At 39.4% G+C, this 12536-nt stretch carries 12 protein-coding genes; 7 read left to right on the top strand and 5 right to left on the bottom strand.

Annotated elements, in window-relative coordinates; translation table 11 throughout:
* Window positions 1-19 precede the first annotated feature (19 nt).
* From ACZ1G6_RS01090 to ACZ1G6_RS01075, 4 genes are all read right to left on the bottom strand, one after another.
* On the bottom strand, window positions 20-574 hold the full coding sequence (locus ACZ1G6_RS01090) for a YceB family lipoprotein (protein ID WP_472617688.1): 555 nt from the start codon (window positions 572-574) through the stop codon (window positions 20-22).
* Window positions 575-585: 11 nt separating this feature from the next.
* On the bottom strand, window positions 586-2202 hold the full coding sequence (gene betA / locus ACZ1G6_RS01085; protein ID WP_472617687.1) for a choline dehydrogenase: 1617 nt from the start codon (window positions 2200-2202) through the stop codon (window positions 586-588).
* Window positions 2203-2205: 3 nt separating this feature from the next.
* A complete protein-coding gene (betB, locus tag ACZ1G6_RS01080; RefSeq protein WP_472617686.1) occupies window positions 2206-3669 on the bottom strand; it encodes a betaine-aldehyde dehydrogenase in 1464 nt (487 codons plus the stop codon).
* A 146-nt stretch (window positions 3670-3815) separates the two neighbouring features.
* Window positions 3816-4187 carry a biotin/lipoyl-containing protein gene (locus tag ACZ1G6_RS01075; protein WP_472617685.1) on the bottom strand — a complete coding sequence of 124 codons (372 nt, stop codon included), beginning with the start codon at window positions 4185-4187 and terminating at the stop codon, window positions 3816-3818.
* A gap of 246 nt (window positions 4188-4433) precedes the next feature.
* Between ACZ1G6_RS01075 and ACZ1G6_RS01070 the strand changes: the two genes are divergently transcribed.
* The 6 genes from ACZ1G6_RS01070 to ACZ1G6_RS01045 all read left to right on the top strand — a co-directional run bounded on the left by ACZ1G6_RS01070 (window position 4434) and on the right by ACZ1G6_RS01045 (window position 9862).
* Entirely contained in the window at window positions 4434-4604 is a 171-nt protein-coding gene (locus tag ACZ1G6_RS01070) for a hypothetical protein (RefSeq protein WP_472617684.1), read from the top strand.
* A complete protein-coding gene (locus ACZ1G6_RS01065; RefSeq protein ID WP_472617683.1) occupies window positions 4597-4821 on the top strand; it encodes a hypothetical protein in 225 nt (74 codons plus the stop codon). The genes ACZ1G6_RS01070 and ACZ1G6_RS01065 overlap by 8 nt, the downstream gene beginning before the upstream one ends.
* On the top strand, window positions 4821-5993 hold the full coding sequence (locus ACZ1G6_RS01060; protein WP_472617682.1) for a hypothetical protein: 1173 nt from the start codon (window positions 4821-4823) through the stop codon (window positions 5991-5993). Before ACZ1G6_RS01065 ends, ACZ1G6_RS01060 begins: the two co-directional genes overlap by 1 nt.
* Before the next feature lie 212 nt (window positions 5994-6205).
* Window positions 6206-6445, top strand: a complete 240-nt coding sequence (locus ACZ1G6_RS01055) for a hypothetical protein (RefSeq protein WP_472617681.1) — start codon at window positions 6206-6208, stop codon at window positions 6443-6445.
* A 25-nt stretch (window positions 6446-6470) separates the two neighbouring features.
* Entirely contained in the window at window positions 6471-9137 is a 2667-nt protein-coding gene (locus tag ACZ1G6_RS01050; RefSeq protein WP_472617680.1) for a beta strand repeat-containing protein, read from the top strand.
* Between the two features lie 137 nt (window positions 9138-9274).
* On the top strand, window positions 9275-9862 hold the full coding sequence (locus ACZ1G6_RS01045; protein WP_472617679.1) for a hypothetical protein: 588 nt from the start codon (window positions 9275-9277) through the stop codon (window positions 9860-9862).
* Between the two features lie 38 nt (window positions 9863-9900).
* Here the strand turns inward: ACZ1G6_RS01045 and ACZ1G6_RS01040 are convergent, their stop codons facing one another.
* Window positions 9901-10560: a response regulator gene (locus ACZ1G6_RS01040; protein WP_472617678.1), complete on the bottom strand. Its 660-nt coding sequence runs from the start codon at window positions 10558-10560 to the stop codon at window positions 9901-9903.
* Window positions 10561-11285: 725 nt separating this feature from the next.
* Between ACZ1G6_RS01040 and ACZ1G6_RS01035 the strand changes: the two genes are divergently transcribed.
* Window positions 11286-12503 (top strand): hybrid sensor histidine kinase/response regulator, encoded by a 1218-nt coding sequence (locus ACZ1G6_RS01035; protein ID WP_472617677.1) that lies wholly within the window; start codon window positions 11286-11288, stop codon window positions 12501-12503.
* Window positions 12504-12536: the final 33 nt, after the last annotated feature.

Below are 12536 nucleotides of genomic sequence, written 5' to 3'. Positions count from 1 at the left end.
CACCAAACCTTGCACTTTCCTATAGCCTTGGTACAAGCCTCAATGCGCCTTCGTTTATTTGTAAGTCTAAAGGTATCGCAGTTAACACAGCCATCGTAGGATTGTTTTTGTCTAAACGGTAAACAGGATTTTGGCTCAAGAATTCATCAATAAATGCAAGCGCTTGCTCATTAAGGGCCGCTAGATTACCCTTATAATTCCCAGCATCAAGTTGAGCATTAATTAGCTTCATATTACGCAAATATATAGCGTCTTCTTTGCTATCAAAAAAAGGGCTCCCCTCAACTTTTAATGCCATTGTGATTGGATATTTAAAGACCAGTGCAGATATGTTTGCATTTGCTGCAATATCCAGCATAACGACATCGCGTTGCTGTGGCCCTATTTCAACATTCAATGTTGTGACTGCAAACTCTACTGGCAAGCCCATTAAGCTCAAATCATTGTTGAACTTAGGGACCTGTCGAGCGAGTACAGACTCTAGATCATTATTATTTAAGGAATATACTGAAATCCCTTCAGTGGCCTTACATCCGCCTAATATCAGCACGCTCAATAGTATTATATATTTCATTCTTTTACCCTTTATGGTGTGCCAAGGGGCGCAAGCACTTGCTCTTTAATGATATCTGCTGCGCGCTCAGCAACCATGATTGTTGGTGCATTGAGATTACCATTAGGAATCGTTGGAAAAATAGATGCATCCACCACCCTCAAACTCTCAATACCATGTACTTTTGTTTCGTGATCCACAACAGACATTTCGTCATCCCCCATTTTACAGGAACAACTTGGATGATAAGCACTTTCTACATTTTGCCTAACAAAGGCATCAATTTGCTCATCACTTACAATATTACTACCGGGTTGAATCTCATCTCCACGATAGTCACCTAGTGCTTCTTGGTGGATGATATTTCGAGTTAGTCTAACGCAAGCTCTAAATGCTTTGATATCTTCTGTTGTCGATAAGTAATTAAACTGTATTACTGGTTTGTCATGTATTGATGAAGACTTTACTCTTACTACACCGCGGCTTGTAGGTTTATTGTGTCCGATATGGACTTGAAACCCATGCCCACTGAATGCTTCTTTGCCGTCATACCTTATCGCGGCTGGTAAGAAATGGTATTGTAAATCAGGCCATTGGATATCTTTGTTAGAGCAGATAAAACCACAAGACTCAAAATGGTTGGTCGCACCTAAGCCTTGTTTTGTCAGTATCCACCTCAGTCCAATTTTAAACTTGCTCCACCAGTCTAGTTTTGCGTTAAGTGTAATAGGCTTTTTGCATCTAAACTGAAAGTAAAACTCAAGATGATCTTGCAAATTTTCTCCCACACCAGCAAGCTCATGGACGCAGGCGATACCAGCGTGTTCGAGCACCTTTTTAGGGCCTATTCCAGATAGTTGTAACAACTGAGGAGAACCTATTGAACCTGCGCATAAAATGACTTCTTTGTTAGCATAGATGTCTTGGTATTTGCGACCTTTTTGTACTCGAATTCCCATTGCTTTTTTATCTTTCATCAACACTTTATGAACAATTGTACGAGTCAATACAGTTAAATTTTTGCGTTTCATAGCGGGTCGTAAATAAGCATTTGACGTGGAACAGCGTCGTCCATTTCTTATCGTCATGTGCATCGCACCAAACCCAGCTTGTTCTTTACCATTGTAGTCTTGTGTGATGCTATAGCCAGCTTGATAACCGGCGTCAATGAATGCTTGATACAAAGGGTTTTGCATCTGATTTCCATTATTTACGCCCAATGGACCTTGATCCCCGCGATAATCATCGCCACCAAAAGCCCAGTTTTCCGCTTTTTTAAAATAGGGTAAGCAGTGAGCATATCCCCAATTTTTGGCACCAGATGCTTCCCATTGTTCAAAGTCTTTTGCATGCCCTCTTACATATACCATTCCATTTATAGACGATGAACCACCTAGCACTTTACCTCTAGGGCAGTGCATCTTTCGCTTGTTCAAAAAAGGTTCAGCTTGTGTCTCAAATTGATAAGCGTACTTACTGGTATTCATGGGAATAGATAAGGCAGTGGGCATTTGGATAAATATACTTTTATCGCTACCCCCTGTTTCAACCAATAACACGCGAGTATGGCTATCCTCGCTAAGCCGATTTGCCATTACACAACCTGCAGAACCGGCACCAACAATTATGTAGTCAAATGAAGAAACCATCGCTTAAAATGGACTGTCTAAAGCTTGTAGCCCAACATAGACTGATTTTAACTGCGTGTATTGACGAAGTGTTGCCATACCGTTTTCTCGGCCAATACCACTTTGTTTATAGCCTCCCACCGGCATTTCAACGGGTGATAAACCATAACTATTTATCCAGCATATACCTGCTTGTAATTGATGTATAACTCGGTGTGCTCTTGTAATATCTTTTGTAAAAACGCCTGCAGCTAAGCCCATATGAGTGTCATTTGCTCGACGGATAACTTCATCTTCGTGATTAAAACGCAATACAGCCATAACGGGCCCGAATATTTCTTGCTTGCAGAGACTCATGTCATCATGGCAATCAATAAACACGGTTGGCGCAAAGAAAAAGCCATTGCGCGCGCCATCGGGCTTCATTGTGTCACCTCCGCAAATAAGCTTTGCACCCTCGCTGCTTGCTTTTGTGACATCTGATAACACTTTTGCTTGATGTTTAGCTGATATTAAGGCGCCAAAATTGGTCTTTGGATTCATCGGATCGCCTGCAATTATATTGCGTTTAACTCGGCTTAGCAGCTCACTAACAAAGCGGTCATGAATAGAGTCATGCACAAATACTCTGGTTGCATTTGTACATATTTCACCTTGTGTATAAAAATTTCCCAACATTGCCGCTGATATAGCATTTTCGATATCTGCATCTTCAAACACAATTAAAGGTGACTTACCGCCCAACTCCATCGTGACTTCCTTAAGATTAGAGGCCGCTCCTTTCATCACTTTTTTACCTGTCTCTACCTCTCCGGTAAAAGATACTTTAGCAATATCTGGATGATGACTTAGCCATTCACCTAGCTCCCCATCACCTTGAACAACATTAAAAACGCCTGCTGGAACACCAGCTTCATGGAGTATTTCAGCAAGCTTAAGCGCCCCAAGCGGCGTTTCTTCAGAAGCTTTAAAAATCATGGCATTGCCGCAGGCCAGCGCGGGAGCCGCTTTCCAACACGCTATTTGTAAAGGGTAATTCCAAGCACCAATACCTGCACAAATTCCCAAAGGCTCTGGTCGAGTGTAGTAAAAATCCGAACCCAATTGCTGTTGATTGCCCTCAATTGAAGGGGCTAGACCTGCAAAAAACTCAATTGCGTCAGCACCAGAGTGCACATCAACAACGCAAGCCTCTTGCCAAGGCTTACCTGTATCATTGACTTCAATCGCAGCTAGTTCATCGTTGCGCTTACGTAAAATAGATACGGCTTGTAGTAAAATTCGACTTCGCTGAATACCCGTCATCGCAGACCACTGCGCAAAGCCTTTTTGCGCACTTTTCATTGCCTGATTTTTGACAAATTCATCTGCTATTTCAGCTTGATAGATAACCTTCGCCGTAGCAGGATTTACAACATCAAAGCACTGACCACTTTGATTAGACAAATATTGACCATCAATGAAGTTTTGATAAACAGGTAAGGACATGCACGCAACCACAAGTATAAAGAGAATTTAAGTTAAGCATCGACTATGCCTTCTCTTGATCAAGTATTCAATGAAAACTGTTCATAGTCAGTGATGTTAAGCGCTTGCAATGTAAGGCTTTACTTCAATCTGTTTAGGTGTAAGCGCTAAGACTTTATAGTCGTTACAATAAGCGCTATCAACATCATTAGCGCAATCCCACCAGCTACAAAGCCCATCATTGTGGAGGACTTATTATCCGTCGGCGGCGCTAGGCGGTCTTGCTGAGGCTGATATGTGCTTTCATCAAGTTTAACAATAGCCATCACTTGTTCACTGGCAACTTGGTCGCCGGATTTAACCAATAACGTTTGTATCTGGCCTTCATAGGGTTCAGCAACTTCCAATACAACCTTGTCAGTTTCGATTTCAAAAAGTACTTGATGCGCTTTAAAGACGGTGTCTTGCTCTACCTTTACCGTCACTACAGCCGAAGCTAAATCATCGCTTAAGGCCGGAGCCTTGATTTCCTTATTCATGATTATCTCTATTTAATAAACGCACCAAAAGTAGATTTGACACAAATGTGAAACCCTGTCAAATCTATCATTTAATTCTCATCTATTTAACATCCTTTACACTGTATAAAATTTATTCTATTGTGACTTCACGCCAAGAGAATGAAACCATAGATTTGACAGGCTAATTTCACATTAGCTGTTCGTGGTTTAGCCGGCTTGTCACCAAAATTTACAGGATTTTTGCGTTTAAACAGGGAGAACAAAATGAGTTGGAGCAAAAATAATATCGCCCATACATCTTTATGGGCACTTATCACCTTTCTGCATAAAGACACCTTGCAACATGCACCTTTTGTAAAATTTGCACAAGGTGGTGACTGGGATATGGATGTTGTCACGAAAACTGCACCTATGGTCATCACAAACTATGCGTAAAGGTAATGCCGAAGCGGTTGCTATGCAACTAGATATGTTTTTTGTTGGCATTTACAAAACAACTTACGAGCAAATAAGCGAAGACATAAACAAAGAACAAGCCAAAGCAAATGCCATTGAAGCACTTACCAATATTTTGGCTAATGCGGATGAAAAACTAAAAAGTGCCGGTGACATCGTAGACTCGCATTACTTGTTTAAAGGGGAGCTTGCATAATGAAACGCTTTGCATATTTGTCATGCTTTGTTGGTATGCTTTTTTGCTTGCAAGTCAATGCGCAGAATCCAGCCTTTCCTACTATCGAGAACGTAAAAAATAAAGCATTAGAAACATGTGAAAACTATCGCTTACCGACTATCTTATGTGAAAGCTTTGTTGAGACCTTTTTTGATTCAATTGAACAAGCAGAAAGTGAATCAAGACTGGCTGAATTTGAAAGTATCTTGGTTGAAAATTTACAAGAAAATTTGAAGTCAAAAGATATGTGGGTAGAGCTAATAAACGCTTCTGGCTTGTTACAATCGAAGCTAGATGAGTCATTATTGCTAGAACTTAAAGTAGTTGATGTTAAAGACGCAGACTCTGTTGTCGGTTTAAGTTTTAACTATGACAAAGAGTTTAATAGAAATTATTTGGCCGATGACGAAAACAGTGACATGGTTAAATATTGGTCTCTTTCGTTTAATTCAAAGGGATTTATTACACAAGATGCCAAAAGCAATCCTAGAAACCTAATAGAAGCTAAATTAAGCTTTTTAGGAGGCTCGTACACCAAAGTGCCTATCCAACCTGATTTTGTCACCCAAGCAGCTTATCGTTTTGCACAAGATATCGATAATCAAGCACTTCGGGACGAATTTTGGGCGGTCATGGATGATGTTACAAAACCTCTAGGAGGCTTTACCTTTTATAAATATGGAATAGATGCAAGCTTTGAAAGCGACCAAGCACTTGATGCACAAAATAGTATTATTTCTGCCTTTGCTTTTGCTAGATACGAGTCTTGGGACAACACTTCATTCATAGGGTCCTTAGGTGTCGTTCCTTCCGTGCGCATCGCTATTGATGAGGTTAATCCAAATTCAGAAACCCCGCGTGCAATAGCAGGAGACAGCTCATCGTATTCTAGATTATCAGGAGAAGTATCGTTATGGATGCCAATTGCGCAACTCACAAAAAAGCCATACTTTCTTGGTTTTAGCTATCAAACCCATCAAGAACTTAGTCCATCAGCCATCGTGCAAACGGCTAACTTAGATAAATATCACTTGCGCACCTTTAGTGTATCGACGCCATCGGGAATTTTTGCGTCATATTCCTCGGGCAGATTGCCATTTGATCTTGTTTCACAACAAACCGTTGAACTAGGCTTTAAAACCTATTTTTGATTGAGTTAAATACCTCTGCTTTTTGACGACTTTCAATAATAAAAAATGAGACTTAAATTATCTAAAAGTTTTCAACACTGTTGAGGGATGTATCAAAGGCGCGAAACACAATAGTACCAGCTACTAGTTCATTAGAAGGAATTACGCTCACTTGTCAGCTCTAATCAATATACTCAAGCATTATTTTAGAGTGTAATGAAAAGAGATACAAAATGAAGAGAATCTTTAGAACGTCATGTCTACGTGTTTGTTTTGCCGGCTTAAGCGCGGTAACTATTTTATCAGCTTGCGGAGGAAGTAGTAGCGAGCCCGAGCCACCAAAACCCGACCCTATTCCACCTGCAACAGCATCAATTAGTCTTAACGATAATATTACCGATGATGATATCGTCTCACGTGCCGAAATAAATACTGGCACTCCTATTTCGATTAGCGGAACCACCCGGGGGTGACGTAGCAAACGGAGATGTTGTTACCTTGACTGTAAATGCACAGACCTATACGGGAAGTGTCGATACAAATACGTTTAGTATTGACGTGCCTGTGGACGCGTTAGAAAACGACTCCGACACAACAATAGAAGCGTCCGTTACTACCAGTACTGGGAATGTTAATGGAGAAGCTACTGCTAACGACTCAGAGTCATATACTGTTGAACCAGCTATTTCGGCACAAATTAGTCTAGAGAATGTCACCTCAGATAACTTTCTCACTCGAAAAGAGCTAGATGATAATAAAGAATTTGTTATCACCGGAACAGTAGGTGGTGACGTCATTGATAGTGATGTTATCAATCTAATGGTAAATGGTTCGACATTAACAAGTACCTCAAGCGGCGGCATCTTTACTTTTGACGTATTGGGCAATGAGCTTGAAGATGATGCGGATTTGACAATTGAAGCCAGTGTGACCACCTCGACAGGGAATACCGGTGGAGAACAAACAGCAAATGTTTCCTTGAGCTACACGCTGGAACCTGAAGTAGAAGCGCAGATTTTTCTAGACTCATCGATTACAGATGATAACGTTATAGACCAATCTGAAATAGATACAGGCAATCCAATAACGGTTAGTGGCACTACCAGTGGTGACCTTAGAGACGGCGATACAGCAGTACTATCAGTCAACAACACAAACTTGCAAACTTCCATTGCGAATAATGCATTTACTTTTTTGGTGCCCGTATCAGATCTAGTAGACGATGAAGACTCTACCATCGATGTTAGTGCGACTACTACTACAGGCAATAGTCTTGGTGAAATAACAGTATCAGACACGCAAAGTTATACTATTGACGTTGGTATAGCTGAAGGCGAATTAATTAATCCAAGTCCATTTAACAACGGTAATTTTGGACAAAGCGTTATAGTGCTGCCAAATAATAACATCATTGTTACTTCGCCACTTGACTCAACTAATGGAACCAGAGCAGGCGCAGTACATTTATATGATGGGAAGACACTGAACATAATTACCAGTTTCTATGGAGCGACATCAAACGAAAGGCTTGGGTCTAATGCTGAGCAAAATATTAAAGTCCTCAGTAACGACAATGTAGTAATTAGCTCTCCAGCTGCAGATAAGTTAAGTCAGGGGCCTTTGGGTGGATCTAGAGTCGATAATGTTGGTTTAGTTATGCTTATCAATAGCGAAACTGGACAAATAATTCAGCCTACGATACAAGGTACTGTTAGAGAAGAGCGTCTAGGTAGCGGGGGTATTTATCCATTAGCTAATGGTAATTTTGTTATAAGTTCTCCAGATTATACAGACGGGACCAATCTTAATCTGGGTGCTTATCAATTAAGAAATGGAACAAGTGGTGCGCTGATTGGCACTAGGCAAACAGGAATTGTCGCCCAAGACTTTTTGTCAAGTGGAGGGGTTTTAGCCTTAGACAATAGTAATTATGCAGTCGCTTCTCCAATTGCTGATCTTCCAAATGGCGCAGGGATAAACGCAGGAATAGTTAACTTGCATGATGGGTCTACGGGGGCTTTAATCGGTACTAGTTTGACAGGAAATGCTCAAGACCGTATTGGTTCTGCAGGTTTATTGGCGCTACTTAACAATAATTTCGTTTATTTTTCACCTGATGCTTCTGCTCCAAATGTCAATAATGGTGGTTCGGTCACGATGGTAAACGGTAGCAGCGGACAACCTATACAAACGATTTTTGGTGATGCGCAAAACAACTTTGGCTTAGATGGTGGCAAGCTACTAGCCAACGGTAATTTCGTAATTGGTTCGAGATTAGCTAGCACAGAAGGATTACAAGATAACGGCCTTGTTACACTGGTAGACGGAATTACAGGTTTAGTCATCTCTAAGTTTGATGGTCCATCTGATGACTCACAGCTAGGCTCTTCTGTTAGTGGCTCTCGTAGCAGTATTGTTCCCCTTGCTAATAGTAACTTTGTAGTAAGCGCGGCGCTGACCGAAATTCAAGGTATCACCAATGCTGGATTTTCTCAGCTTTTTTCGGGAACAACCTTTGGAACTATTGGTGATGCTATAGTTGGTAGTCAAGACCAAGATAGTATTAGTCGTGCGGGAGTTTATGCTTTACCTAACAATAATTATATCATTAACTCACCTCGTTTTAATCGAGACCGGGGCGCAGTCGCGCTTGTAAATGGCGACTCTGGCGCGACAATTAGTACTTTCGTAGGTTCTGAAGATTCAGATACAGCAAGTCAACCAAGCCTTGTCCTCAATAATAATAACTATGTAGTTATTTCACCTCTTGATGATGTAAACCAAGTCAACGATGGTTCAGTGCGTTTATTTGATGGCACAACAGGAGCAGCAATAGGCAGCCCACTTACTTCTAACAAGATCAATGGCACTTTGGGTATTGACGGCGTCTTTCCCCTACCAAATAACCTTTATGTCGTTGTAGATACTAGGAGTGATGAAAATGGTGTTACCAGTGCTGGCAGAGCTGATGTATATAGTGGTGTTGATGGGACTGTATTGCAAAGTTTTGAAGGTGACGCAGATACTATATTAAATAATCAGGATATTTCAGTGACGCCCATTGGTAATTCGCACCATATCCTTGCCATACCTAAAACCGATCGACTTGGTGTTGCAGCTAGTGGGTTTGTGATTGTTCTTAAGAATCGCCTACCTCCTGCTTAAACTAATCTACAAACTAAACTTTTGGCCTGAGATCTAATATCTCAGGCTACCACTTGGCTACTGGATGGAAAATCGTTAATTAACAAACGGTCGACTCAAAGTGGTCTAAAAATCAAACTATAAAAGGAAGTAAAATCATGCGCTTAACAATATTAACGGTACTTATTCTTGTCATAGTATCTTTTAAATCACACAGTATTCCCATTGCTGTATCGGGAACAGAAGGATTGCAAGTAAGAGTTAATAGTAGTTCTGACGTTATTGCAACATACGAAGGAAACACTGCCAGTTTTGTAAACGATCTTTATTTAATAGTTGATGCATTCGGGAATCCTGGAGATGACGGGGATTTTTCAAATGATATTTTTATCTTCAATAACAAAGCATCTGCGGTAGGAAGTACATTTAACTTAGGATCTTTTGCACCAAATACAGAACTGATTTTCAGACTGTACGTGCAAAATGAACGAAGAAATTATTTCACAGGAGCAGCGTCACGAAATCCCGATTTAGCTACTCATGCAAGAGTTGAACAGAATTGGCAACCAGGAAAGACACTTGTTAGTTTTGAAGATCTGTTTGAAGGTCCATTTCTATATAATGATTTAAGTTTTTCATTTACTAACACACGCTCTAACGTTATCGACCACGTATCGTCGCCAGCAGTGTTTAGTATTCTAGGCGTAGCGCTTTTTATACTATTTAGAAGAAAAACAGCTAGTTGAAATTAGCTAACGTTATCAAGCGCTGAGCAAAATATGTCTCAGCGCCTGATAGTCGTTTTTTTTAATATATTAAGATTTTCAGCTTTACGCACACAATCAATACGATTTGTAGCACCTAATATTTTAAAAATAGTCCTTAAGTGCGACTTAACCGTTAATTCACTAATGTACAAGACTGACCCAATACCATTATTAGTTAACCCCGCCTGAACCATTTTTAAAATTTCAAATTGACGTTTGCTCAATACAGTTTGCGTATTTTCTTGTGCAAATTTTGAGATGGCACTGATTGACCTCGATAAATGATCTGGAATGACAATTTCACCCGTCAATATTCTTCTAATATCCAATGAAATTTCATCCACTCTTCTATTCTTAGATATGATTCCTAGTACGCCCAAGCTCAATGCATCTCTTAACAAATCGATATCTTCTTGCGCAGACAAAATCGCAACCGGTGCCTGAATTCCATTTGAATGCATGGCCCGAAGAAAGGCGGTACCGTCAAATCTAGGCATAGATAAATCTAACAATATCAGATCGATATTGTGATTGTTTACCACATAGTCGAGAGCTTTTTGTGGATCTGAAATAGTCTTTACTCTGAAATCTTCATTTATCGTTTCTAGAGATTGCCTTAAGCCAAATCCAAACATTGGATGATCATCAATACTGACTATATTAAAATTTGAGTTCACTTTTTAAGGTATCAGACTTTGTTAAAGATAAAATGATATGTAACATACTTACACAAAAATGTATCAACATTTGATAAATAGTTCCTTAGTAGCAAAACAAGACTCCCTATATTGTGTAAACTGTAACCTTAATTATTTTTGAACTCCAACTTGTATCAAATGACGATTGAAAATCATAATCCACGCCGTAATTATTCTAATAAAACTAGACTAAAAAGCCTGTTTACTAACGACTCGTCAGAACTTGCGAATGAGAAAGTTTTTGAAGCATACAATAAAGCAATGTTGCCTAATTACATTGGGGGGTATTCACGGCAACACCATTTATTTATTATTTACTCCGACAAAGTGCGAATCTGCAGGAAACCACCTTATGGTTTACCCTAAGCAGTTTGATGGGTATCAGTACGCTGATTATATATACACTAATAAACAGACAACCCAGTTTATTTTCTTCCAGAACTTGGTTTCAGATTAGTTACACTCCATTAGCGTTTTATATTATTGCGTTGACAATTGCGCCATGGATATTTATTCAAAACAATGGCCCTTTACCTATCTATACCATGTTAGTTTGCCTGATCTCACTAACCGGCACCACGGCTTATGGTTTGAGTTATTATTTGTCCCGTCAAACAATGTTTTTGACACTACCTATGCTTTCGCTCGTGATCAAACTATATTATGTTCAACCAGACGATTTCGTAATACTAATTTTTATTATTATGTTCCTTTGGCTTTCATCATTTATTTTTTCATTTACTATCAATAGAGACTTGTTAAACACCTTAATATTTAAGCAACAGCAAGAAGAAGCTAGATTAGAATCAGAGCAAGCTAATCTTGAAAAATCCCATTTTATCGCTGCTGCTAGTCATGATATGCGACAACCTCTTCAATCGATATTTTTTTATATCGACACACTCAAACACCCCGTTCAGCAAACATTGGATACGCAAATAGTTGCTCAGCTTGAAAAAAGTGCCTTGAGTATGTCTAGTATATTGGAAAGCTTATTGGATATTTCTAAACTAGAGGCACAACAGGTAAAACCATTGCCTGAACATATCTTGATTGCTCCCTTTTTTACCGAATTAACGAAAGAATTTGATCCACTATTCAAGCAAAAAGGATTGCGATTTTCTACTATTTACAATACCAATACTGTCTTTGCTGACAAGGTTTTGCTTAAGCAAGTGCTCAGCAATTTTTTAAGTAATGCTTTGCGTTATACAAGCCAAGGAAAGATCAACATAAGTGCCTCACAAAACGAAGATACAGTCATTATCGGGGTCAGTGATAGTGGAGTGGGTATTCCTGATAATGAATTAGATAATATCTTTAAGCCTTTTTATCAATTGAATAACCCTGAAAGACAACAAAAGAAAGGTCTAGGTCTAGGCTTAGCTATTGTAAAAAAATTATGTGACTTACAAAACTGGGATATTGATATCTCGAACAATAAAGATAAGGGAGTTACTTTTAGTATACAGGTTCCAAAAGGCAACCCTGAACTAGTACAAAGTTCTTTTACAGCGCCTGAACTATCAATATTGTCTGGTTTAGAAATATTATTTATTGATGATGATGATGAAATTAGAAATAGCCTAACGTTATCTGTTAATTCGTGGGGTTGTAATGTAAAAAGCTTTTCCAGTGCTAACAAAGCAATTGACTACATCCTTGTTCATAGTGAATTTAAACCGGATATCATCATCTCAGACTACCGATTACAAAATCAAGAAAACGGAATCGAAACAATAAAGCAAATTAACGCTCAATTAAATCGAGAAATACTAGGTGTAATATTGTCAGGCGACACCGGTTCACAGCTAATCAACCTCATTTCAAATAGTGGATATAGCCTGTTAACAAAGCCACTTAAGCCATCCAAGTTAAGAGCAGCTCTTAATAGCTATGTAGTAAAGAAAGAGCTTTTTTGACCGAACGAATTAAATATCGATACAAAGCGATAC

It is taken from the genome of Glaciecola sp. HA4-3, assembly GCF_055693685.1.
This window is presented reverse-complemented; position numbering and strand designations above follow the sequence as displayed.

Excerpts from the sequence above, each read along its gene's own strand:
- ACZ1G6_RS01075 (WP_472617685.1), bottom strand. The coding sequence starts at position 4,187 with ATGAATAAGGAAATCAAGGCTCCGGCCTTAAGCGATGATTTAGCTTCG.
- ACZ1G6_RS01065 (WP_472617683.1), top strand. The coding sequence starts at position 4,597 with ATGCGTAAAGGTAATGCCGAAGCGGTTGCTATGCAACTAGATATGTTT.
- ACZ1G6_RS01035 (WP_472617677.1), top strand. The coding sequence starts at position 11,286 with ATGTTCCTTTGGCTTTCATCATTTATTTTTTCATTTACTATCAATAGA.
- ACZ1G6_RS01055 (WP_472617681.1), top strand. The coding sequence starts at position 6,206 with ATGAAGAGAATCTTTAGAACGTCATGTCTACGTGTTTGTTTTGCCGGC.
- ACZ1G6_RS01090 (WP_472617688.1), bottom strand. The coding sequence starts at position 574 with ATGAAATATATAATACTATTGAGCGTGCTGATATTAGGCGGATGTAAG.
- betB (WP_472617686.1), bottom strand. The coding sequence starts at position 3,669 with ATGTCCTTACCTGTTTATCAAAACTTCATTGATGGTCAATATTTGTCT.
- ACZ1G6_RS01060 (WP_472617682.1), top strand. The coding sequence starts at position 4,821 with ATGAAACGCTTTGCATATTTGTCATGCTTTGTTGGTATGCTTTTTTGC.
- ACZ1G6_RS01045 (WP_472617679.1), top strand. The coding sequence starts at position 9,275 with ATGCGCTTAACAATATTAACGGTACTTATTCTTGTCATAGTATCTTTT.
- betA (WP_472617687.1), bottom strand. The coding sequence starts at position 2,202 with ATGGTTTCTTCATTTGACTACATAATTGTTGGTGCCGGTTCTGCAGGT.
- ACZ1G6_RS01070 (WP_472617684.1), top strand. The coding sequence starts at position 4,434 with ATGAGTTGGAGCAAAAATAATATCGCCCATACATCTTTATGGGCACTT.